General features: G+C 41.5%; 20 protein-coding genes. 9 read left to right on the top strand and 11 right to left on the bottom strand.

What is annotated here, in order from left to right; translation table 11 throughout:
- Window positions 1-10: 10 nt before the first annotated feature.
- Window positions 11-1,783 (bottom strand): signal peptide peptidase SppA, encoded by a 1,773-nt coding sequence (gene sppA, locus AC57BQ_RS03590; protein ID WP_496404960.1) that lies wholly within the window; start codon window positions 1,781-1,783, stop codon window positions 11-13.
- Window positions 1,784-1,869: 86 nt separating this feature from the next.
- Here sppA and folK point away from each other — a divergent pair, with 86 nt between their 5' ends.
- Window positions 1,870-2,349, top strand: coding sequence for a 2-amino-4-hydroxy-6-hydroxymethyldihydropteridine diphosphokinase (folK, locus tag AC57BQ_RS03595; protein ID WP_496404961.1), 480 nt, complete (start codon window positions 1,870-1,872; stop codon window positions 2,347-2,349).
- Window positions 2,350-2,371: 22 nt separating this feature from the next.
- Window positions 2,372-2,749 carry an Hpt domain-containing protein gene (locus AC57BQ_RS03600; protein ID WP_496404962.1) on the top strand — a complete coding sequence of 126 codons (378 nt, stop codon included), beginning with the start codon at window positions 2,372-2,374 and terminating at the stop codon, window positions 2,747-2,749.
- Between the two features lie 156 nt (window positions 2,750-2,905).
- Here AC57BQ_RS03600 and purS read toward each other — a convergent pair whose 3' ends face one another.
- The 3 genes from purS to rho form a co-directional block, all read right to left on the bottom strand.
- On the bottom strand, window positions 2,906-3,163 hold the full coding sequence (gene purS / locus AC57BQ_RS03605) for a phosphoribosylformylglycinamidine synthase subunit PurS (protein WP_496404963.1): 258 nt from the start codon (window positions 3,161-3,163) through the stop codon (window positions 2,906-2,908).
- Window positions 3,144-3,866, bottom strand: coding sequence for a CDP-diacylglycerol--serine O-phosphatidyltransferase (gene pssA, locus AC57BQ_RS03610; protein ID WP_496404964.1), 723 nt, complete (start codon window positions 3,864-3,866; stop codon window positions 3,144-3,146). Before pssA ends, purS begins: the two co-directional genes overlap by 20 nt.
- Window positions 3,867-4,049: 183 nt before the next feature.
- On the bottom strand, window positions 4,050-5,678 hold the full coding sequence (gene rho / locus AC57BQ_RS03615) for a transcription termination factor Rho (RefSeq protein ID WP_496404965.1): 1,629 nt from the start codon (window positions 5,676-5,678) through the stop codon (window positions 4,050-4,052).
- A gap of 341 nt (window positions 5,679-6,019) precedes the next feature.
- Between rho and pyrF the strand changes: the two genes are divergently transcribed.
- The 4 genes from pyrF (at window position 6,020) to AC57BQ_RS03635 (ending at window position 11,941) form a co-directional block, all read left to right on the top strand.
- Window positions 6,020-6,850: an orotidine-5'-phosphate decarboxylase gene (gene pyrF / locus AC57BQ_RS03620; protein WP_496409455.1), complete on the top strand. Its 831-nt coding sequence runs from the start codon at window positions 6,020-6,022 to the stop codon at window positions 6,848-6,850.
- Window positions 6,851-7,074: 224 nt separating this feature from the next.
- On the top strand, window positions 7,075-9,045 hold the full coding sequence (locus AC57BQ_RS03625; RefSeq protein ID WP_496404966.1) for a prolyl oligopeptidase family serine peptidase: 1,971 nt from the start codon (window positions 7,075-7,077) through the stop codon (window positions 9,043-9,045).
- A gap of 86 nt (window positions 9,046-9,131) precedes the next feature.
- Entirely contained in the window at window positions 9,132-11,126 is a 1,995-nt protein-coding gene (locus AC57BQ_RS03630) for a S9 family peptidase (protein ID WP_496404967.1), read from the top strand.
- A 236-nt stretch (window positions 11,127-11,362) separates the two neighbouring features.
- Complete coding sequence (locus AC57BQ_RS03635) at window positions 11,363-11,941, top strand: C40 family peptidase (protein WP_496404968.1); 579 nt, start codon at window positions 11,363-11,365, stop codon at window positions 11,939-11,941.
- A gap of 9 nt (window positions 11,942-11,950) precedes the next feature.
- Here AC57BQ_RS03635 and AC57BQ_RS03640 read toward each other — a convergent pair whose 3' ends face one another.
- Window positions 11,951-12,700, bottom strand: coding sequence for a TMEM175 family protein (locus AC57BQ_RS03640; RefSeq protein ID WP_496404969.1), 750 nt, complete (start codon window positions 12,698-12,700; stop codon window positions 11,951-11,953).
- Window positions 12,701-12,745: 45 nt separating this feature from the next.
- Here AC57BQ_RS03640 and AC57BQ_RS03645 point away from each other — a divergent pair, with 45 nt between their 5' ends.
- Entirely contained in the window at window positions 12,746-12,874 is a 129-nt protein-coding gene (locus tag AC57BQ_RS03645) for a hypothetical protein (protein ID WP_255366852.1), read from the top strand.
- Here AC57BQ_RS03645 and AC57BQ_RS03650 read toward each other — a convergent pair.
- Both AC57BQ_RS03650 and AC57BQ_RS03655 read right to left on the bottom strand, forming a co-directional pair.
- The gene (locus tag AC57BQ_RS03650; protein WP_496404970.1) at window positions 12,861-14,771 is read right to left on the bottom strand and encodes a DUF3858 domain-containing protein; all 1,911 of its coding nucleotides are present in this window, start codon (window positions 14,769-14,771) and stop codon (window positions 12,861-12,863) included. The genes AC57BQ_RS03645 and AC57BQ_RS03650 overlap by 14 nt on opposite strands.
- The gene (locus AC57BQ_RS03655; RefSeq protein ID WP_496404971.1) at window positions 14,771-16,744 is read right to left on the bottom strand and encodes a DUF3858 domain-containing protein; all 1,974 of its coding nucleotides are present in this window, start codon (window positions 16,742-16,744) and stop codon (window positions 14,771-14,773) included. Before AC57BQ_RS03655 ends, AC57BQ_RS03650 begins: the two co-directional genes overlap by 1 nt.
- A 136-nt stretch (window positions 16,745-16,880) precedes the next feature.
- Here AC57BQ_RS03655 and AC57BQ_RS03660 point away from each other — a divergent pair, with 136 nt between their 5' ends.
- On the top strand, window positions 16,881-17,909 hold the full coding sequence (locus AC57BQ_RS03660; RefSeq protein WP_496404972.1) for an exonuclease domain-containing protein: 1,029 nt from the start codon (window positions 16,881-16,883) through the stop codon (window positions 17,907-17,909).
- A 68-nt stretch (window positions 17,910-17,977) separates the two neighbouring features.
- On the opposite strand, the gene queG is transcribed toward AC57BQ_RS03660, so the two are convergent.
- On the bottom strand, window positions 17,978-18,916 hold the full coding sequence (queG, locus tag AC57BQ_RS03665; protein WP_496404973.1) for a tRNA epoxyqueuosine(34) reductase QueG: 939 nt from the start codon (window positions 18,914-18,916) through the stop codon (window positions 17,978-17,980).
- Between the two features lie 154 nt (window positions 18,917-19,070).
- On the opposite strand from queG, the gene AC57BQ_RS03670 reads away from it, so the two are divergent.
- Window positions 19,071-19,436: a SpoIIAA family protein gene (locus AC57BQ_RS03670; protein ID WP_496404974.1), complete on the top strand. Its 366-nt coding sequence runs from the start codon at window positions 19,071-19,073 to the stop codon at window positions 19,434-19,436.
- 1 nt (window position 19,437) lies between these two features.
- Here the strand turns inward: AC57BQ_RS03670 and AC57BQ_RS03675 are convergent, their stop codons facing one another.
- The 3 genes from AC57BQ_RS03675 to AC57BQ_RS03685 form a co-directional block, all read right to left on the bottom strand.
- Entirely contained in the window at window positions 19,438-20,268 is an 831-nt protein-coding gene (locus AC57BQ_RS03675; protein ID WP_496404975.1) for a polysaccharide deacetylase family protein, read from the bottom strand.
- Window positions 20,269-20,313: 45 nt separating this feature from the next.
- Complete coding sequence (locus tag AC57BQ_RS03680) at window positions 20,314-21,204, bottom strand: polysaccharide deacetylase family protein (RefSeq protein ID WP_496404976.1); 891 nt, start codon at window positions 21,202-21,204, stop codon at window positions 20,314-20,316.
- A gap of 95 nt (window positions 21,205-21,299) precedes the next feature.
- Window positions 21,300-22,475 (bottom strand): Gfo/Idh/MocA family protein, encoded by a 1,176-nt coding sequence (locus tag AC57BQ_RS03685; RefSeq protein ID WP_496404977.1) that lies wholly within the window; start codon window positions 22,473-22,475, stop codon window positions 21,300-21,302.
- Window positions 22,476-22,492: the final 17 nt, after the last annotated feature.

Here is a 22,492-nt window from a genome sequence, read left to right on the forward strand (position 1 = left end):
ACTGGAAAACTTATTTTATTTCTATACTATAAGGCATGCGGGCCTGCGGGGTGCGCATCATTTGGGTAACGCCTTTAATTTGTTCGTAAATTTTGTAATTATCACCCAGTTCTGATTGCAGTATCCGGGTGCGGGCCTCCGCGGTTACATCACCGCTTAGCTGATTAAAGAAGCTTTTTTGCTCGGGATATGTTACCAGGCTGTAGTTTTTAATTTTGGCCTTTTTAGCAGCCGATGTTATGGCATCATTGATATTGCCCAGGCGGTCAACCAAGCCATTCTTTAATGCCTGTTCGCCTGTCCAAACACGGCCCTGACCTATGCTATTAATGTATGCCTGGGTTTTGTGGCGGCCTTCGGCAACGGCTTTGGTAAAGTCGTCATAACCGCGGTTTACGTTGTTTTGCAATATCAGTTTTTCGTCGGGGGTCAAAGGGCGACTAATATCACCCAGGTCGGCATATTTTCCGGTTTTTACACCATCAAATGTAACGCCCAGCTTATCGTTAAAAAGCTTTTGCATGTTTGGCAAAATGGCGAAAATGCCTATCGAGCCGGTAATGGTATTGGGCTGCGCGATGATAGAATCGGCCGCGCATGAAATATAATAACCGCCCGATGCTGCTAAATCGCCCATAGAAACGATGATAGGTTTTACTTTTTTGGTTAGCATAACCTCACGCCAGATCACATCCGAAGCCAGCGAACTGCCACCGGGAGAGTTTACACGAAGCACCACCGCTTTTACTTTATTATCAAGCCTTACTTTGCGCAGGGCTTTTGATATTCTTTCAGATCCAATAGTGTTGTCATCTCCTTCGCCACCAGAAATTTCGCCCGATGCATAAACAACAGCTATCCGGTTTTTGGATGATGTAACTTCATCTTTATTATCGTTATCGGCGCTGCTCTTGGTATAGTCGGCCAGTTCAATACTGTTCAGGTCGTTTTTACTTAGGGTGCCGGTGCGTGTTTTCAGGTCATCCAGTATTTCGTCTTTGTATTTTAAGCCGTCGATCAGCTTCAATTTAAGCGCATCCTCAGGTAATTGTACCCGGCCGTTGTTGGCGTAATTAAATAAAGAATCTTTATTGATGCCCCGGCTTTTGCTGATACCGGTTAAAAAATGATCATATAACGAGCCCAGGTAGGAGGTAACCTGTAAACGGTTGGCATCGCTCATTTTGGTCAAAAATAAAGGTTCAACAGCGCTTTTGAACGTACCCACTTTAATGATCTGTACCTCGATACCTAATTTATCAAGCGCTCCCTTTAAAAAGGTAACCTCCGAATTAAAGCCTTTGAGCTCAAAAATGCCTTTCGGGTTCATATAAACCTTATCGGCAACTGATGCCAGGTAGTAAAAGCCTTGTGTGTATATTTCTGAATATGCTACGATGAATTTGCCCGATTTTTTAAAATCGATCAGGGCGTTGCGGATCTCTTCGGTAGTAGCTTGTCCGGATATCATGTAGCTTTCATCCAGGAAAATTCCTTTAATGTTAGCATCAGTTTTGGCCTTTTTAATATTGGCCAGGATATCATTTAAGCCGGTTGATTTATCTTTATCCAATCCTAAAAAGCTTAAGCCGGCCAAAGGGTTGTTGGGTGTACGCTCGGTTATGGGGTTTGTAAAAGCCATATGCAGTACAGAATTGGGCTCAACTTCAATTGTTTTATCGCCACTGGCGGAAATTATCCCTATCACTACCAAAACCAAAACAACGGTGATTAAAACTACACCAACAATGGTGGCCAGAACGAATTTGAAGAATTGTTTCATTAATGTTATAAATCTTTTTATCTATGCAAACTTAGTAATTCAATACCGATAATGTTAAGAGCCGTTTCTATAATATTTGTTACAACATGAATAACATTTTTTTACTTTTAGGTAGCAACCTTGGCGACAGGAAATTGTTTCTGAAACAGGCAGTTGACCATATTGAAGTTGAGATTGCCCCTGTTGTAAAGCAATCATCGGTATTTGAAACACAATCATGGGGCAAAACCGATGCCCCCGATTACCTGAACCAGGTAATACAGCTGCATACTTCCTTACCGGCAAGGGCATTATTGGAGAAAATACTAGCTATAGAAATTTTGCTGGGACGCGAACGTAAAGAGAAATGGGGATCGCGCACTATTGATATTGATATTTTGTTTTACGGTGATGAGGTTATCCATGAACCCGATTTGCAGGTTCCCCATCCCCAACTCCATAAACGACGGTTTACCGTAGAGCCTTTGGCAGAAATAGCTGCTGCTTTTGTTCATCCGGTGTTGCATAAAAATATTTTACAACTTAAAAATGAATTGATAGACAACTTGATCGTAAAAAAAGTATAATTTTAGTAAAACATAAATTTGTATGGCGGATATTTCACCGGGCCAGGATCTCGATCTTTCTTTTTTGTACGAAATTGCCGATGGCAGTACCGAGTTTATTGTAGAGTCGATTGATATGTTTCTGCAGCAAACCCCGGAATTGATGAGTGCTATTGACGATGCCCTGGCTGGTAAAGACTGGGCTGCAGCCGGGCAGGCCGCACACAAACTAAAGCCAAACCTGGGTTTTTTTGGTATGCCTATTAGCCAGGAAACTTTACAGGAGATTGAAATAGCTTGTAAGGAAGGAGCACCCGATTCTGAGAAGATCACTGAGAAATTTAACCAGGTAAAATCATTGGTAAATGCCAACCTGATAACCTTACAGCAAATAAAAACAGAGAAACAAGCGGAGCTGTAATATCAGCAAAAAGCTTAAGGCTGAAAGCCAAAAGCGCCCAACACAGTATAAAAAACTAAGGCAATCAATTTGATTGCCTTAGTTTTTTATAAGCTCTGTAAGTAAATTAATTACATTTTTCGCTTTAAGCTTTCGGCTTTACGCCTTTAGCTGTCTTTAAGCTACTTGTTGTATTTTGAAGGTATAGCTTTCCATGATCAGGTTAGCTAATAGATTTTTGCAGGCCTCATCTACTTTGGCGTGTGCGGTTTCGGCGCTGTCGGCTTCAATTTCGAGGGTAATGTGTTTGCCGATACGTACGTTTTGTATTTCGGCTAAACCAAGGTTTTTCATGCTTCCGGTTACTGCTTTTCCTTGAGGATCAAGTATTTCTTTTTTGGGCATTACGTCTATTTCAGCCTGGAACTTTGTCATTTGTGAATTTAAATTGAATTAAAGATAAAGTGATGTATATAAATATCACCACCGGAACTGCCACAAATTTAAAAAATAGAATCAGTATTGCCGAAAACAACAGCAGTAAATAGCGGAAAATGTTTTTATTAAAGTCGCGGTTCTTGAATTTAAGCGACATCAACGGTATTTCAGACACCAGTAATATGCACATCACTGTAATTAAACCCGTTAATATATAAGGATTTAGAATGTAACGGGCTAAAACTTCGTATTGCTGAATAATTAGTGGAAGCGAAGCGATAAATATAGCATTGGCGGGTGTTGGCAGGCCAATAAAACTATCAGACTGGCGGGTATCATTGTTGAATTTGGCCAGGCGTAAAGCCGAGAATACCGTTATTAAAAATGCGACATAACACAAATAACGACTTATATGGTCAATTTGCGGAGCTTTTAAATATAACTCATATAATATGGCCGATGGTAAAAAACCAAAGCTTACCATATCGGCAAGTGAATCCAGATCTTTACCTATAAATGAATAGGAATTAAGCACCCTTGAAGCCAGTCCGTCAAAAAAGTCGAATATAGAAGAAAGAAAGATAGCATAGGCAGCTATGATGAGGTTGCCCTGAAAAGCAAATACTATTCCTATACAGCCGCTAAACAGGTTGGCACAGGTAATGGCATTGGGGAGATGTTTCTTAACGCGCTTCTTCATTATCAGGCCATGAAGTTATCAGGATTTTATTAAGTATTTATGAAGTTACAGATAATAATTTTATTTGAAAAGAATCAAGAGGCAAGAATCAAGAGTCAGGATACCCTAAATGGGCTTGTCTCTTGATTCTTGCCTCTTGATTCTAAAATCTCATCTACCTATAACTTCATAAATACTAAAATATTACGAATTCATTGAAATCAAAAATTCTTCGTTAGTTTTTGTGCCTTTTATCTGGGCCTGTAAAAACTCCATTGATTCCTGCGAATTCATATCGGCAAGGTGGTTACGTAGTATCCAGATGCGTTGTAGGGTGTCGCGGTCAAGCAGTAAGTCGTCACGACGGGTGCTTGAAGCGGTAATATCAATAGCAGGGAATATGCGTTTGTTTGAAAGTTTACGATCCAGTTGTAACTCCATGTTACCAGTACCTTTAAACTCTTCAAAAATAACCTCATCCATTTTAGATCCTGTTTCGGTAAGCGCTGTAGCAATAATGGTTAATGAACCGCCATCCTCAATGTTACGGGCGGCACCAAAAAAGCGTTTGGGTTTGTGCAAGGCGTTAGCATCAACACCACCCGATAATATTTTACCGGATGCAGGAGCAACGGTGTTATAAGCACGGGCCAAACGGGTGATAGAATCCAGCAGGATCACTACGTCATGACCGCACTCAACCATACGTTTTGCTTTTTCCAATACGATGTTGGCAATTTTTACGTGGCGTTCTGCAGGTTCATCAAAGGTTGATGAAACTACTTCGGCGCGTACGCTGCGGGCCATATCGGTCACCTCTTCCGGGCGCTCATCAATCAGTAAGATGATCAGGTAAACTTCGGGGTGATTTTTAGCTATAGCATTGGCCACATCTTTTAACAACATGGTTTTACCCGTTTTTGGCTGGGCTACAATTAAACCACGCTGACCTTTACCAATTGGTGAAAACAGGTCCATGATGCGGGTTGAATAGTTGCCGGCATCTGTAAACAGGCTCAGTTTTTCTGACGGGAAAAGTGGTGTAAGGTGATCAAAAGGTACACGGTCACGCACTTCGGCCGGGATACGGCCATTAATGGCTTCCACACGTACCAGTGGGAAATATTTTTCGCCTTCTTTCGGCGGACGGATGCTACCACGAACGGTATCACCTGTTTTAAGGCCGAATAATTTTATTTGTGATTGCGATACATAAATATCATCGGGCGAAGTAAGATAGTTGTAATCTGATGAGCGTAAAAAACCATAACCATCGGGCATGATCTCCAGTACACCTTCATTTACAATAACATTATCAAAATCAAGGTTAATAGCAGGCTCCTGGTTTTTTTGTTGGGTTGGGTTGCCATTGCCATTGGCGCGCCTGTCAAATTTTTGCGGGCGGCTCTCGGTTGCAGGTTCATCATTTCTGGTGACCGTTTCACCTTGTTGAACCGAAGGAGCTTCAGCTTCGTCAGTAACTGCTACCGCCGGTGTTTCGTTTTCGGTTTCTTCAGCTTGTTCTTCGTCCTGTATATCAAACAGGTTGGTATCATCTAAAGGTACTTCAACACGTGGTTGTGTTTTGGGTTTTAGTACACGGGTTCTTTTGCGTGCTTTGTCTACTGTTTCGGCCGGAGCGTTAGTAGGAGTATAGTTTGACTCAACAATGTTTTGTTGGGCGCGGGCAGCCTCAATAAGCTGTTGTTGTTCAATGATGCGGGATATTAGCTGTGGCTTTCTGAGTTCGTCAGCTTCGGCAATACCTAAATTTTTTGCAATTTCGCGCAACTCAGAAACGAGTTTGTCGTTCAATTCTATTTTATCAGACATGATATGAATTATAGTTCAATGGGATTTTTAATGTTGTAATTTGTTTTCTTGACGGTAATAAAGCCCCATGTGAGTTTTAGTGGTTAAACATGAAGAATTATTAAAAGAAATTGATCTTGAAACTTGTATAAGTAAACATCCAAATCCAGGTAAATATTGTTGTAATAAATAACGTGGGGTTTTAAATTGTTTCTTTAGTGCAAGAAAAATTCAAAGGAAAACGTTGCAATTGTAATCAAATAATTTATAATTTCAAATTAATTAAATAAATATCTGATAATTGACCACATATAAGCTAATTTTTTAGTTTTTTTGACATTCAAAATATTTAAGCATTAATGATTTCACGCGCCCGGCTAATTGAACAGATCAAACAGAAAAAATCTTTTTTATGTGTTGGTCTGGATACTGATATCAATAAGATCCCCGAATTTTTAAAGGATTACCCCGATCCGATACTGGAATTTAATAAAAGGATCATTGATGCCACTAAGGATCTTTGCATCTCCTACAAACCTAACGCGGCATTTTATGAGGCCTATGGAATAAAAGGGCTGCAAAGTTTGATTGACACCTGGAAGTATTTGCCTACTGATACCTTAAATATAATAGACGCCAAAAGAGGCGATATCGGTAATACCTCTGATAAATACGCGCAGGCTTTTTTTGATGAAAAAGCTTCGGGCATGAGCTTTGATGCCATTACCATTACACCTTATATGGGTAATGATAGTGTGACCCCGTACCTGGCTTATGAGGGTAAATGGATCATTCTGCTGGCGCTTACATCATCGGTAGGTAGTAAGGATTTTCAATACCTGCAAACAGGTGATGGTTATTTGTACGAAACCGTAATCCAAAAGGCCAATACCTGGGCTGGTGCCGACAGGATCATGTATGTGGTTGGCGCTACCAAAAGCACCGAGTTTACTAACATCCGCAAATATGCCCCAGATAATTTTTTACTGGTGCCTGGTGTTGGCGCGCAGGGTGGGAGCCTGGAAGAAGTGTGCCGCTATGGTATCACTAAAGACTGCGGCCTCATTGTGAACGCGTCGCGCTCTATTATTTATGCTGGTAACGGGAAAGATTTTGCCGATGCCGCCCGCGCCGAAGCGCAACGCATGCAGCAACAAATGCAGGTAGAGCTGGAAAAGGCAGGGGTGATATAACCCCTCCTAAACGGCGAAGCCCTCATGTAATAATCCTCCCCAAAGGGGAGGACTTTATAAGTATGGCTTTAATTAATAATGCGCATAGCATAAAAATATATACTCAGCTGTTCAGTTTATTGCTAATTGAATTTTTGCTAATCAAAGTCCTCTCCTTTGGAGAGGATTTAGGTGAGGTTTATGCCGCATAATTACTAAATTACCACCCGTATTCTTTACACCTTATGAAAAGAACCTTATTGTCTGTTATTGCCCTTTCTGCGGCCTGTTTGGTATCGGCGCAGGAAAAGAAACCCTTAAAGCCAATTGATTTTTACCGTATACCTTCAGTGAGCGATCCGCAGATTGCTCCGGATGGTAAATGGGTGGCTTATAGTGTATCAACCGTTGATACGGCTAAGGACAAACGCGTATCTCACCTATGGATGCAAAGCTGGGATGGCAAAGAGTCAATAGAGTTGACGCACGGCGATGAAGCGGCTTCGTCACCAAGATGGAGCCCCGATGGCAAGTATCTGGCGTTTCTTTCTTCGCGCGATTCCAAAAATGGTTCGCAGCTTTGGCTGATAGACAGGCGGGGAGGTGAGGGTTTTAAGCTGACGGATGTAAAAGGTAGTTTGAGTGAATATGCATGGTCGCCCGATAGTAAAAAAATAGCGCTGGTCATAGGTGATCCCGAAAACAAAGGCAAGGAAGAACCTAAAACACCCAAACCTATTGTAATTGACAGGTATCAATTTAAACAAGACGTAGAAGGATATTTACAGCAGTTACGTGATCATTTGTACCTGATTGATGTAACTACTAAAAAACTGGATACGCTTACCAAAGGCGACAAGGATGAAAACTCTCCGGTATGGTCACCAGATAGCAGGACTATCGCTTTTGTAAGCAACCGCACCGTTGATCCGGACAAAAACCAGAATAAGGATATTTTCACCATCGATGCCCGGCCCAATTCTACCATGTTACAGTTAACCACCTGGAAAGGCCGGGATAGTAACCCGCAATGGAGCCCTGATGGCCGTTATATCTCTTATCTGCGTACTACAAGCGATGCTGATTATATGATGTATGACCAGAGTGTACTATGTATCATGGATGCAGTTGGTTCCAATAACAGGGTACTGACAACACAGCTCGACAGACCGGTATCTGACCAAACCTGGGCTAAGGACAATAAAAACATATCATTTTTAGTAACGGACGACCGGCAGCGTTATCTGGCCAGTATTAATATTAACAGCGGCAAAATAGCAACTATAAGCAAGGGGATGTTCGGTATTACCGATATCAATACCAATTTATCCGGTAATTGGGTGGTGGCTAAAAGTGATCCATATACACCTGCAGAGATATTTGCTTTAGAAGGCGAAAAACTTCGCCGCTTAACCTTTCATCATCAAGCATGGTTAAATACAGTAAAGCTGGCCCAGGTATCGGGTTTTCAATCGCGCAGTGCCGATGGTACACAGGTATCGGGAATATTATTTACACCGGATAGCATTCCTGGTAAAAAATGGCCACTCATCTTATTTATACACGGCGGCCCGGTTGGGCAGGATGAGTATACCTTTGATGCTACCCGGCAAATGCTTGCCGCGGCTGGATATGCTGTAGCCGGCGTAAACTACCGGGGCAGCAATGGCCGCGGACTTGATTACTGTAAAGCCATATATGCCGATTGGGGTAATAGAGAAGTAAAAGATTTATTGGGCGCAGTTGATCATCTGGAAAGAATGGGAATTGCAGATCCTGATCATTTAGGTATTGGCGGATGGAGTTACGGAGGTATCCTTACCGATTATACCATTGCATCAGACACTCGTTTCAAGGCGGCTGCCAGCGGTGCAGGTAGTGCATTGCAGCTATCGGTTTACGGAAGCGATCAGTATGTATTACAGTATGAAAATGAAATTGGCCTGCCCTGGAAAACTGCCGATAAATGGATACAGCTATCATATCCGTTCTTCCATGCTGATAAAATAAAAACACCTGTGATGTTTATGTCTGGCCTGCGCGATTTTAACGTTCCCACAGCGGGGAGTGAGCAAATGTACCAGGCGCTGAGATCGCAAGGAGTCCCAACAGAATTGATACTGTACCCCAACCAATTCCATGGCCTTACCAAGCCAAGCTACCTGGTTGACAGGTTACAGCGTTATGTGGATTGGTATAATAAATACTTAAAGTAAACCCGAACCGTCACTATACTCTGATAGCTAACTTCACCACCGCTCATCTACTGATAAGATGATGTTGAAATAATAAAATTGACCATATGAATAAAAATATACTGTTGATCATAGCTGTACTTATTGGCAGCAGTGCTTTGGCTCAAACCGTTAAAAAGCCGTTCAAGCCAACCGATTTTTATCATATCCCTACATTGGATGATCCGCAGCTTTCACCCGATGGCAAATGGGTCGCCTATAGTTTGGCCGAAGTTGACTCGGCTAAGGATAAAAGGATATCACACATCTGGATGCAGAGTTATGATGGTAAGCAGTCTATCCAGCTTACTTTTGATGATGAACCTTCGTCAACACCAAAATGGAGCCCGGATGGTAAATATTTATCGTTTTTATCCGAAAAAGACTCTAAAAACGGGGGGCAGGTTTGGCTAATGGATCGCCGGGGAGGCGAGGGACATAAGCTTACCGATATTAAAGGAGAATTGCAGGATTACGCATGGTCTCCGAATAGTAAAAAGCTTGCCCTCATCATCAAAGACCCTGAAAATGGTGGTAAGCCAACACCCAAAACAATTGCCCCTATTAAAATTGATCGCTATCATTTTAAACAGGACATTGAGGGGTATCTGCAGCACCTGCACGCGCACCTGTATGTATATGATATTGATGTCAAAAAACTGGATACATTAACCAAAGGGGATATGGATGATGATTCGCCGGTTTGGAGCCCGGATGGTAAAACTATAGCTTTTGTAAGTAACCATACTGATGATCCCGACAAAAACGAAAATTCGGACATTTTTACCATTGAGGCCAAAAGCGGGGCCGAGGCCAAACAATTAACCACTTTTACAGGTCATGATATTAAGCCGCTATGGAGCCCCGATGGTAAATATATCGCTTACCTGCGTTCAACCAGCGATGCCGATTATTTTATTTATCAGCATGATGTACTTTGCCTCATGGATGCGGATGGTAAAAATAATAAGATGCTTACCGCGCAATTGGACAGACCAGTGAGTAATCATGCCTGGAGTAAAGATGGTAAGAATATAGTTTACCTGGTAAGTAATGACCGGATCAGGTATGTGGCCCAGTATAATCTGTTGCTTCATAAATCCACTGTAATTAATAAAGGAATCCAGTGCAGTTTTGAAGCCCTGATAGCCCATTCGCCGGGCAACTGGATAGCCAAAATGACCAATCCGCATATGCCACATGAACTGGTGGCTATTGAAAATGGTAAGATACGCCGGCTTACTTTTCATCAGGACAAATGGCTGAGCAAGGTTAAACTGGCTTACGTGAAGGGTTTTCAATCATTTAGTAGCGATGGTACGCTGGTGTCGGGTATTTTGTATACTCCAGACAGTGTTGTAACGCAGAAACTGCCTTTTATTTTATATATCCATGGCGGGCCAACCGACCAGGATGAGTTTGAATTTGATGCCACAAGGCAAGTACTGGCCAGTGCAGGTTATGCTGTAGCCGCTGTTAACTATCGGGGCAGTACCGGCAGGGGTTTAGAGTATACCAAAGCCATTTATGCCGATTGGGGCAATAAGGAAGTAAAGGATCTGCTGGGCGCGGTTGATGAACTGGTGAAAACGGGTGTAGCCGATCCGCAGCGACTGGGCATTGGCGGCTGGAGTTATGGCGGCATATTAACAGATTATACCATAGCTACGGATCCCCGTTTTAAAGCCGCGGCAAGTGGAGCGGGGAGCGCATTGCAATTATCTATTTATGGCAGTGATCAATGGGTAGTTCAGTATGATAATGAATTGGGCGTTCCATGGAAGAATGCTGATAAGTATATTAAACTATCTTATCCGTTTTTTCATGCAGATAAGATCAAGACCCCAACGCTGTTTATGTCGGGTTTGAAAGACTTTAACGTACCAACCGCAGGAGGTGAACAAATGTACCAGGCGCTTAAGTCGCAAGGTGTACCAGCCGAGCTGGTGCTTTATCCGGGGCAGTATCATGGTATCAGTATACCAAGCTATCAGGTTGACAGGGCACAGCGTTATATTGATTGGTTCGGGAAATACTTAGCCCCACAGTCCCCTAAGTTTTGATATGCGGATTTTAGATGTGCAGATATGCAGATGTGCGGATGTGAAGATTAGCTTCGTTGCTGGCTGCGTCGTTTCAGATGTGTTGATTAAAGCCGATATGGGCATTTAATTATCATCTGCATATTTGCACATTTGCATATCTGCACATCTGAGGCTTACATCTGCACATCCATTTATTGTTAATATGTTAAAAATATCCATATTAAATAACTATGGTTTAAGTATAATTTTACTTCATGACTAAACATCGCCATCTGCTTTATTTGTTTGCCGTGTTTTTTGTGCCATTGGTGTTAACTTCCTGTCATTCGCGTAAGGCTGCGATGAAGGGGCAACCTGGCGAAATTGTGAAACCGAGGACGGAAATGGCCGATAAATATTCACAAATCATGGGGGTGGACAGGAGCAATATCGAAAATGGGCGTTTGTATGCATTCATCGACCAATGGATGGGGGTACCTTATAAATTTGGTGGCCTGGATAAAGATGGCGTTGATTGTTCGGGCCTTGCTTTTTTACTGGAGCAGCAGGTTTATGGTATTACCATTCCGCGGATGACCAGTAAGCAGATCACCGTGATCAAACGCAAATATGAAGAGGATCTGAAAGAAGGCGACCTTGTTTTCTTTGATTTTGACGGTAAGCAGTTTAGCCATGTGGGTGTATATCTGCAAAACGGATATGTGGTGCACGCTAGTTCCAGGAGGGGAGTGATCATTGTTCGTCTGCGCGATCCTTCTATATATAAATACTTTTCGCGTGCAGGCTCCATCATAGCGGATACCAGCGTAACGGATGCCAGTGCCGGGAAATAACCTGTTGAGTTAACGCTTACTTTTGTGTTCTACCTTCTTAACGGGTTTTGCAACAGTTTTTCTACGCGATCTGAAGTGCCGAAAAAGCATAGGTGCCGAGTTGTTTTGATCCGGAAAGTATCTTCTGTTAAGTCCGGCTATCAGTATCCCATATAAACCCACGAAATAGAGCAGCAGTTTTGTATCAAGCTCAAGCCAGGTGATCAATGCCATGCAAACAAAACCCAGTGGGATAATAATAAAGTTGATACGTTGTACCTTCCATTTAAGCACAGTTTCCATATTGGCTGCATTTACACAAAGCAGACTTTTATTTTTTAGGAGATAATAAACAAGCACTGTTTGAGATAAAGTAACCAAAAAGATAATGCCGATATACGAGAACAATCCCCAGCTGTATTTGATGAGATCAAAACCAGCGGTTATAAAAGTTACCGCAAACGGGAACATAGAAACAAAAAACAGGAAGACCAGGTTCATAACGATAAGGTTTACGTTATAATCCTTTAAAAAGCTGAAGATCTGTAAATGCCTGTACCAAAAGCTGCCTATTAATGCAAAGCTGAAAGCATAGCCAATAAACTTGGGTAGCAGATCGGTGAATGCCTCGTTTATTTGCCGGGCGCTGGCGTGATGCAGGCTTTCGGGTAGTTTTATCTCCAAAACCATAATGGTGATAATGATAGCGAATACGGCATCACTAAAAAGTATAACCCGTTCCAGTTGAAACTCTTTTTTTATTTCATCTTCATTTACCATATCTATTTCCGGTAGTTTTAATTTAATTGGTAATTTTGCTGCATTATGTCAGATCAAAAAGAGAATTACTCCTTCTGGACTAAATATAAGCGTTTTGCAGGTAACGAGATTTTGCTTTATCTGGTGATGATCATCGGCATTATACTTGGCATTGTGATATTTAGTTACTTTTAGCCAGGGTAACGTTGTTGTCGTCACTTTCTACAATGGCCTGGTAAAAATCGATCAGGTCCTGGTAAATGTCCTTACTGTAAGTTCCGTCAATTAATTGTACACGGCGTTTATATACCAGTTCGTTCCCTTTTACGCTTATACTTGCCGAAAACTTACCGAATGGTTTGCTAATGGAAACATCGACAGGGCGCAGATCAACATGATAGTTTGCCGGTAAGGTATAAATGATCTCGTCTTCGTCAGTATAACCTCGGTTAATGTACACATCATGGCGACGGTTACGCACCTCGCGTGGAACGGTGTGGGTTCTGTTGGTAGCATTTGCCAGGAAAGTTATTTTTCCGTCGTTTACAGATCCGTATTCACCCGCATTAAGTTTAATGGTTTCGGTAGTTACAGGCTGCAGGCTCTTATCCTGTTTAAAGTCTACTTTTTCAATATCCATATTGTTGATGGCGTATTCTTTCTGCAGGTTTTTTATTCGCTCTTTGGGCGCTTCTTCAATTATTCCTTCCCGGTTATCATATTGAGTGCCTTTAAAAATAGTTTGCATTTCGCCCGATAAATTGCCTTGCACATCTAAAACGAAGGTGGCTTTACGCTGTTGCAAGTTGTTTGGAGCCGTATATTTGGGCGTGTGAAGTAATTTTCCACCTTCAGGGGTACAGGCTAACACGGTACGATCGTCGGTAAAGTCACTTAAAAAGCCGAAAGGTATTTTCTGGCTGGTACACTCTAAAAAAGCAGTATCGTTTTTAAAAGGCAGGCATAAAATAACATGATCAAACTGGTTCATGCTGGCAAAATCACTTAATGGGCTTTGCTTGCGGCTGCCGGCTTCAACAATACAATAATAGGAATCAATATTTACGGTTTTAAGTAAGGCCTGGGTATAATTCACCAATGCCTTACAATCGCCATAATTTTGCTGATCCACATCGGCAGCCAAAAAGGGCTGATACCCTCCAATACCAACCTGTACGCTTATATAATGGGTTTTACCCTGCATATATTCGTATATCTTTTTGGCTTTCAATTTTGGATCGGTGATACCATTGGTAAGTTCTTTAATATAAGATGCTGTAGCACCAGGTACCTGCAGGCGACTGGCCAGTAGTTTATCATATATCCATTTCCCCATCTCCTTCCAGTTATTGAACGACCCGGTAATACCCTCGTAACTGAATTTTTCGGGGGCTATTTTAACACTGCTCAGGTACTTATCTTCATTAGGGCTATAAGGTTCGTCCTTAACTGCTTTTAAGTTATTAACCCGCCAGGTATAGGTTTTATAACCATCTTTATTAATACCCGTAACTACTTTAACGGGCATATTGATCTCTTTGTACCGGATATTAAAATCGGGTTTACAGCTAAATGTATACGAGCTTTTTTCAACAGCCTGTCCGGTAGTTGAGTTGGGTTCCCAATCGCTGAAATTAAGTGACTGTTTTGATTTTACTTCATATTCATAAACAATGGTATATGGGTAATCAGTTACAGCAGGGTTATAATGTTTCACCTTTAAATCCTGAAATAACGAAAACCCATCTTGCGCGTTCACATCCTCGAAATCGCTTTCTGAGAATTTATTAACCTGTTTGCCAAATTGGTTGTAAACCAATCCTTTAATGCTTTTTATTACACGGCTTTTATTGTGCCAAACTACAATATCGGCTATATCGTTGCCATTTTTATTTAAGATGGTAACCGCGGTTTTGATGTGATAAAGTGTATTATCATAATCCTTTACCTCAACGCTCACCTCATTATTACGCACTACCGCACTGGCATATGGCAACAGATCTTTGGAGATAAGAGATACATCATAATTATCCTGTGCACTGGCACCCAGACCTATGATGGATAAAAAAAATAGTAATAAAGGAGCTCTCATTATTTTTTCTTGAAGACCATATCAGTTTTTTCTGTAAGGACTATCTTGTTATATAATTCTTTAAGGTAAGGATATTCTTCGGGGGTATAAATAGCCTTGGTGAACCGGATAATGTTTGAAAAAGTAAACTCGTTATCGTGGCTTTCATAATTGGTAACAAACATACCGCCGTTATTGGGTAAAGCAAAAGCCACTACCTGTGGCGGGGTTTCAATAGCGTATTGAGCGGGTAGGTGCATATTTATAACAAGTCTGTTGTCGCTGGCCATGCCCCAGTCAACCGGGTAATCACGCTCGGCCAGTTTAAAAGGATTATTGGTTCTTTTTTCCCAAAAGAAGGGGTTAAAGACCAGGCGGGCTTTGTTCATATTATCAAAGGCATCTATTTCAACCTCCAGTACTTCGCCGAGGGGTTGGCTAAGGGTATCCAGATTAGTAATGTACGATTTTAATATCTTTATTTTGGGCAGCTTTCCGTCCAGGTCCTCTATATACTCATCAATGGAGTTGAATTTTTTGATCGCTTTACGTTTTAGATAAGCGTTATATCCATTATAATAATTACTGATGGTGCCTTTGATCTTTCCGTTTTCAAGCAGGGTAAGATCAAGTGTATGGATCTCGCTAGCCTTTTGTAAGGAACTTAGTTCAACCCAGTATGAGGGTTTGTCCAGGCTTATCACACGACCTTTATCATTCAAACATTTTAGCGGAAGTACCCCAAAAGATAACAGAGGATCGCTGGCATCCAGGTAATAGGGTTTTCCATCAATATTTGTTTTGGCTATCACATAGTTAAAATCGCTGATTACCGGGTACAGCGTATTGATGTTGCCATGTTCGCGGGTTGATAGTAATACAGCCTCGGTATTAATGCCTGCCGCATTTAATGCGGTGATCAAAGTAAGATTGATATCGGCGATGCTACCAGTGTGGGCATCCATGGCACGCTTGATGCCATCTGGGCTGGATATACCAATATATTCGTTCCATTTGTACCATTTTTGCAGATAGGCATAAATAGCGGTAGCCTTATCCATTTCGGTGGTTTTGCCGGCTATAACCGGAGCAATGCGCTCCTTCATCAGTTCTTTTCGCTTCATTTGCGATCCAAACCCTTCATCAATTTTAAGCTGATGGTCTATATCTTTCCATTCCTTGGTTTCAAGGGTTTTAACACCGGTGTAAGGGTTAGTCCATTCTGCAAGCTCATAATATATGGCCGATAAAAAATTCTTGGGAGAGGTCATATAATCCTCTTCCACAAAAGCTGGTACGTCTTTCATGCCATAAACCATGTGCGAACAGTCGCTTTTTGATCCATGCGAGGTAAAGCATTCCCGCTCAAGTTCGGAGCTGGTCTTTGTAAGTTTGTAAGGCCCTCTTAATGACACGTTAAACGTCCAAAAGCCAGGTATGTGAGCCTCGTATTGGGAATAGATCTTGGGTATATCATCCTGGAATTCCCATTTGCGAAAGCTATCCCAAAAAGGAGATATCAGCGTATACCTGAATTCAATAACACAGCCCGGACGCAGGCCCGGGAGGGCGAACTTAACGGTACTTCCGTATTTATAATCTTTTACCTTGAATACTTTTTTAGGGTCAAGGTCTATTTTTTGCATCAGGCCGTTATCATCCTTATAGTAGGTAGTGCCGGTTATGTCGGTCACTTCTTCGGCTACATTGTCATTATTATGTACAGGTATCTCGATAGTGCCGCTGGTAAAGCCCTTATTATCGAATATTTTTATTTTAGCATGGTATCTATAAATGAGCCTGATATGGTCGTCACTGGCTATGTCGATCCTGGAATTACCAAATTCATTTATAAATACGGCGTGAGCAGCGGTATCTTTATCATAGCGTTGCATATCTACCTCTTCCTGTACAAAGCCTTCTTTAAAGTCTTGTGCAGTTGCAAAGTGTTGTATACCAATGGATAAAAGAGTAATGAGTAAAAGTTTCTTCATGAAATATTGTGATAAAATAGGAAGGTATTAAATTAAAAATAAAACGTTTATATTAAATAAATTAAAAAATTTATTCTGCTGATTCTTTTTAGGACATTTGCGACCTTTGTACCATCTACTATTGATACCTTTTAAAATGAAATTAAATTTAAAACGCCCTCTTGCTTTTTTCGACCTGGAAACAACCGGTACCAATATTGGTTCCGATCGTATAGTTGAAATTTCTGTAATAAAACTAAATCCGGACGGCAGCGAGGAAGTAAAAACCTGGCGTGTTAATCCGGGTATGCCCATTCCCTTGGAGTCATCACTGGTGCATGGTATCTATGATGAACACATCAAGGATGAATTGCTGTTTAAAGAAATAGGAGAGGCGGTAGCAGAATTTATTGGCGGAAGCGATTTGGCCGGCTACAATTCTAACAAGTTTGATATACCGATGCTGATGGAGGAGTTTTTACGCGCGGGAGTATCATTTAGTCTGGATGAACGTCATTTTGTGGATGTACAAAATATATTTCACCAGATGGAGCAGCGTACATTAAAAGCGGCTTATCAGTTTTACTGTAATAAAACCATTGAAAACGCCCACTCGGCCGAAGCTGATACCCGCGCTACTATGGAAGTTTTGCTGGCGCAGATAGAGCGTTATGAAAATATGCAGTGGGAAGATAAGAAAGGAAATATCAGTGTGCCTGTTGTAGGTGACGTAGAAGCATTGCATAATTTCACTAATTTGAGTAAACCGGTTGATTTTGCTGGTCGTATGGTTTTTAACGAACAAGGCGAAGAGCTGATTAATTTTGGCAAGCATAAAGGTAAACGCGTTGAGGATGTATTTAACGTAGAACCAAGCTATTACTCCTGGATGATGCAGGGCGATTTTCCATTGTATACCAAAAGGAAACTCGAAGAAATATATACCCGTTGGAATGGTAAAAAAGCGGCTGAACGCCAGGCTAAAGCAGCAGCACAGCCAAAACCAGAGCAACAAGCTCCAAAATCAGATGCTCCGAAGGCAGACTATCCTAAAAAGGAGTTTACCAAACCCGATCATACCCGTACACAATATCCACCTAAACCTTTTAAAAAGAAAGAAGAACCCGCAAAGCCTGTTGATAACGATATGTTGCAGCAATTAGCTTTGAAGTTTAAAAAGGGATAGATCTTCTAAGAAAATAAGAGACAAGAATAGGGAAAGGAGTTGTAGTGATACACTCCTTTTTTATGCCTTTAGCTTTTATCGTTCAGGAATTCAATATTCCGCTTCAGTCCGGAAAATTTGGTGCGTTTTACGGCTGAGTTTTTAAATACTTTTTGAAAAACGTCCTGTGTTATCTCCTGCCAGTCATCAGCTTTCAAATGAAGCAGTTCGGGATGTGGATTGAAGGCAGATTCGGTATTCAGTATCGAAAAACGATTCCAGGGGCATACATCCTGGCAAATATCACATCCAAACATCCAGTTATCCATCTTGCCCTTAAACTCTTGTGGAATCTCGTTCTTCAACTCAATAGTGAGATAGGAGATGCAACGACTGCCATCAACTACATAAGGGCCAACAATAGCATCGGTAGGGCAGGCGTCAATACAATTGGTGCAAGTGCCACAATGATCCACTGTGGGGGCTATATCATACTCCAGTTCCAGGTCGATAATTAGTTCGGCAAGAAAAAAGAAGGATCCAGCTTTTTTATTTAACAGGTTGGAATTTTTGCCTATCCAGCCCATGCCTGCCTTTTTTGCCCAGGCTTTGTCAAGCACCGGTGCCGAATCAACAAATACACGACCGCCAACTTCGCCTATTTTTTCATTGATGATCTGTAAAAGCTGCCTTAATTTATCTTTTATAATCGTATGGTAGTCAATTCCGTAGGCGTATTTTGATATTTTGGGAGCGTTAGGGTCCTCTTGTTTATTATTGGTGTAATAGTTAATACCTAATGATATTACCGATTTGGCACCATCAACCAGCAAACGGGGATCAAGCCTTTTATCAAAATGGTTTTCCATGTATTGCATTTCGCCATGCATGTTTTTTTTGAGCCAGGATTCTAGCCTGGGGGCCTCTTCTTCCAAAAACTCGGCTTTTGAGATACCACAAAACAGGAAACCAAGCTTTTGCGCTTCGTTTTTGATCAGTTGGCTATATATTGTCCTGTTTTGCGTCACTGGTGCAAAGATACTATAAAATAAAATTCATAAATCAGGAGGTATTTATCTATCTATTATTAATAGGAAGCCGTTAATCATAACATTTTTAATAAAAAGCCCCTCCTGTTAATTATTGGTGTGGTATTTGTGAATATTATGATAAATATGAAAGATGCTTGAACACATGAATTATTTGCCTTCACATGTGTTAGGTATGCATGCAGTTGGTGAGGTAACCATTAAAGATTACGAAAAAGCCCTTTTACCCTTGCTCCATGAGCAAGTTGAAAAAACAGGGAAGATCAACTTTTTGTTAGTTTTGGAAACCAACATTCAAAATTTTACAGCAGGGGCCTGGTGCGGAAACATTGAAATTGGTCTGAAGTACTTTATGAAATGGCACAGGCTGGCCATCGTAACCGACCAAAAGGGGTTCAGAGAGTTTAGTCACCTGTTTAAATATATTCTTCCGGGACAGTACAAGGGTTATCCCTTAGAACAATTGGATGAAGCCGTAAAATGGGTTGCCGGAAAATAGATTAAAAATCACGCCTGATATTGCTCAACAGGTTTTTTGAGTTCCAGTGCCCGCTGTCGATGATCCGTCTGATGGTCATCAAGGGATCGCCGGGGTAACGCTTTGTCGAAAGCTGGAAAGCCGCCTTAAAACCTCTTTTATGCAATTCCGGTAACCCTTCTTTGTTCCATAAACCAAAAGGGTAGGCAAAATACTTAACAGGTTTGCCCGTTATTTCTTCCAGTTTTTTTGTGGGTTTATCTAACTGAATTTCCCAATCCTTGCTGCTAAGTTTTGGAAATGGATGATGATCCCAGGTATGGCTGCCAATCACGTTTCCTTCATCAGATAACTGTTTGATCTGTGCTTTATTCATATAGTGCGGCCGACCAATGGATACCGTCATGATGAAGTAAACGGCTTTGAAGTTGTATTTTTTTAACTCCGGAGCAGCAATGGTAAACTGATCCAGATCGGTGTCATCAAAAGTGAACATGATGGGTTTGGATGGCAGCGGCGCACCTGTGGTGAGGTAATCATACAATTGATCGGGTAGGATACTGTGATAACCCTGGTCGGCCAGCATTTTGATATGTTCTTTAAATGCCGCTATTTGTACAATATCATCTTTAGCGCTTTTGGAATCAGTGGCACGCCAATCGCGTACCTGGTGATAGCATAAAACAGGGATCTGTTTTCGCTTCATAATAGCAGCAGTATCAACAGGAATTATGGCTGTTGATACTGCTGGTTTTGCTACTGACTGTGAAGCCACAGCCGTTTTATGAATTGATTTTGGCTGGCACGCAACTATGCCTGAAACAAAAAGCAATAATGCCAGTGATTTTAACATGATAAGGTTTGATCTTGCTAACAACCCCTTTAAGGGCTGGGGAGACTAAAAGCTGTTTCTTACGCTGTTGCCAAAAGTTTTAGTGCTCCAGTAACCGCTGTCTAATATCCTTCTAACGGTCATTAGCGGATAATCAGGATCGCGTTTGTCAGCCAATTGGAATGCTATTTTGAAACCTTTTTTCTGGAACTCCGGTAAAACTGGTTTTTTCCAGATGCCAAACGGGTAAGCGAAATAATCTATTTTTTTACCTGTAATTTCTTCCAGCTTTTTGGTAGGCTTGTCTATTTGCGTAACCCAATCGTCAACAGGGCGGGTAGTGATTTTACCGTTTTTGCCGATGATCTTCAATTCAGAATTATGGGAGTATTTATCAACCCGGTGATGATCCCAGGTATGGCTTCCAATGATGTTACCTTCGTCTGATAGCTTTTTAACCATATCGGCAGTCATATAATGAGGGCGGCCGATAGATACAGTCATTACAAAATAAACAGCTTTAAAGCCGTATTTTTTAAGCGTAGGATTAGCAATGGTGAACTGATCAAGATCGGTATCATCAAACGTTAGCATAATAGGCTTTTTAGGCAGTGGGGCGCCGGTTGTCAAATAGGCATACAATTGATCGGGCAGAATGGTATGGTAACCACTATCGGCCAACATTTTGATATGTTCTTTAAAAGCGGCTATTTGTACAATGTAGTCCTTGGCATTTTTTGAATCAGTCGCTTTCCAATCGCGTATTTGGTGATAGCAAACAACAGGCACCTGTTTACGGGCCATGATAGCGGCGTTATCGATTTTTCCGCCGGTTGTGGCGGCAGGAGTTTCAGAACCTTTATCAGCGGGGCTGGCTGTTTTATCAGCAGGTTTAGATTGGCAGGACATTGCGCCTAATGCACAAACGGTTAACCACACAAAAGCTTTTTTTAACATAAGATAGCAATGATTATAGATTGAATTATTAACGGCGAAATTAATATTATAAATGTGCAGGTTTACAATTATATTAACAAATATTCAACCTGAAGTTATAAAATTATCCTTTTGCCTTCTTTAATTGATCTTTTAGCGGCATCCAGTATCTGCATCACAATCATGTTGTATTTTAACGATGAACGGTCATTGCGTGATTTAAGCGGATTTTTAAGTGCGGCAGTAAAATAGGGTACAGGGGCGCTATCTGTTAAGGCCAATGGCGGCGCTTTAAATTCCTTTACATCATTGTTAATACGTACCTGAACCTTGTCGGGATCAAAAGTGTGGATATAGCCTTTGGCCCCGAATATTTCCATGTCTTTGATACTGAAGGGCCAGTTCCATGATGCTTCAATCATGCCGGTAGCATTGGGGTATTCTACTATGATGGTAGCATCATCTTCCACCTTTGGATAAACAGATGGTTTGTAATGACGGGCGATTGCTGTTACCGCGATAGGGCGCTGGCCCTGCATGAACCAGGTCATCATATCGGCGCCGTAGCAGCCAAAGTCATTGAGCGCGCCTGCACCGTTCAGTTCCGGATCTGTAAGCCAGCTTAAAAAATCCTCACTGCAACCAATTTCACGCGGGCCCTGGTGCCCGTCATGGAAAACCATTTTACGAATTGCACCAATGCTATCGGTTTTTACCGTATTGTAAGCGCTTTGTACTGATGAATACCAGGTTGTTTCGTAATTGGTAAGCAGGTTGATGTAATATTTAAGCGCCAGAAACTCCATACGTTTAGCCTGGTCAAGGGTTGCCGCCAAAGGTTTTTCAACCATTACGGATATACCCAGCGGGGCGCATGTTTCTACAATATCAATATGTTTGCCTACTGCGTTATAACCCAGCACAATGGTTGGCTTGCGTTTGAGGCACATGGTTTTAAGGTCCTCAAAAAACAAGGAATCAGGCAGGTTATATATTTTACCAAACTTTTGCCAAAGTTTTTTATCTGGCTCGGCTATGCCGACAATATTCACATTGCCGTGGCGGTATTCATTTAATATCAGATGTATATGATCATGATTGAGCCCGGCAATACCTACTTTGGTACCAGTAGCTATCCTGCGGGTGACCAAACTATCGGCTTTGATCTTAGCCAGGGAATCGGCCTGGGTGGTTTGAGCTTGTGTATCAATTGAATAAAGCGTGAAAATAACAGCAATAGCTAAAAGCATTTTGCAATAAGATCTGAAGCTTTGTTTAAGTTGTGTTCTCATGTTTTAATATGGTATAG

The organism is Mucilaginibacter sp. BGA-UO-ETr-C110 (genome assembly GCF_059567985.1).

What these genes read in the sequence shown, in the direction of transcription:
- sppA (WP_496404960.1), bottom strand. Translation starts at nt 1,783, where the DNA reads ATGAAACAATTCTTCAAATTCGTTCTGGCCACCATTGTTGGTGTAGTT.
- folK (WP_496404961.1), top strand. Translation starts at nt 1,870, where the DNA reads ATGAATAACATTTTTTTACTTTTAGGTAGCAACCTTGGCGACAGGAAA.
- AC57BQ_RS03600 (WP_496404962.1), top strand. Translation starts at nt 2,372, where the DNA reads ATGGCGGATATTTCACCGGGCCAGGATCTCGATCTTTCTTTTTTGTAC.
- purS (WP_496404963.1), bottom strand. Translation starts at nt 3,163, where the DNA reads ATGACAAAGTTCCAGGCTGAAATAGACGTAATGCCCAAAAAAGAAATA.
- pssA (WP_496404964.1), bottom strand. Translation starts at nt 3,866, where the DNA reads ATGAAGAAGCGCGTTAAGAAACATCTCCCCAATGCCATTACCTGTGCC.
- rho (WP_496404965.1), bottom strand. Translation starts at nt 5,678, where the DNA reads ATGTCTGATAAAATAGAATTGAACGACAAACTCGTTTCTGAGTTGCGC.
- AC57BQ_RS03625 (WP_496404966.1), top strand. Translation starts at nt 7,075, where the DNA reads ATGAAAAGAACCTTATTGTCTGTTATTGCCCTTTCTGCGGCCTGTTTG.
- AC57BQ_RS03630 (WP_496404967.1), top strand. Translation starts at nt 9,132, where the DNA reads ATGAATAAAAATATACTGTTGATCATAGCTGTACTTATTGGCAGCAGT.
- AC57BQ_RS03635 (WP_496404968.1), top strand. Translation starts at nt 11,363, where the DNA reads ATGACTAAACATCGCCATCTGCTTTATTTGTTTGCCGTGTTTTTTGTG.
- AC57BQ_RS03640 (WP_496404969.1), bottom strand. Translation starts at nt 12,700, where the DNA reads ATGGTAAATGAAGATGAAATAAAAAAAGAGTTTCAACTGGAACGGGTT.
- AC57BQ_RS03645 (WP_255366852.1), top strand. Translation starts at nt 12,746, where the DNA reads ATGTCAGATCAAAAAGAGAATTACTCCTTCTGGACTAAATATAAGCGT.
- AC57BQ_RS03650 (WP_496404970.1), bottom strand. Translation starts at nt 14,771, where the DNA reads ATGAGAGCTCCTTTATTACTATTTTTTTTATCCATCATAGGTCTGGGT.
- AC57BQ_RS03655 (WP_496404971.1), bottom strand. Translation starts at nt 16,744, where the DNA reads ATGAAGAAACTTTTACTCATTACTCTTTTATCCATTGGTATACAACAC.
- AC57BQ_RS03660 (WP_496404972.1), top strand. Translation starts at nt 16,881, where the DNA reads ATGAAATTAAATTTAAAACGCCCTCTTGCTTTTTTCGACCTGGAAACA.
- AC57BQ_RS03670 (WP_496404974.1), top strand. Translation starts at nt 19,071, where the DNA reads ATGCTTGAACACATGAATTATTTGCCTTCACATGTGTTAGGTATGCAT.
- AC57BQ_RS03675 (WP_496404975.1), bottom strand. Translation starts at nt 20,268, where the DNA reads ATGTTAAAATCACTGGCATTATTGCTTTTTGTTTCAGGCATAGTTGCG.
- AC57BQ_RS03680 (WP_496404976.1), bottom strand. Translation starts at nt 21,204, where the DNA reads ATGTTAAAAAAAGCTTTTGTGTGGTTAACCGTTTGTGCATTAGGCGCA.
- AC57BQ_RS03685 (WP_496404977.1), bottom strand. Translation starts at nt 22,475, where the DNA reads ATGAGAACACAACTTAAACAAAGCTTCAGATCTTATTGCAAAATGCTT.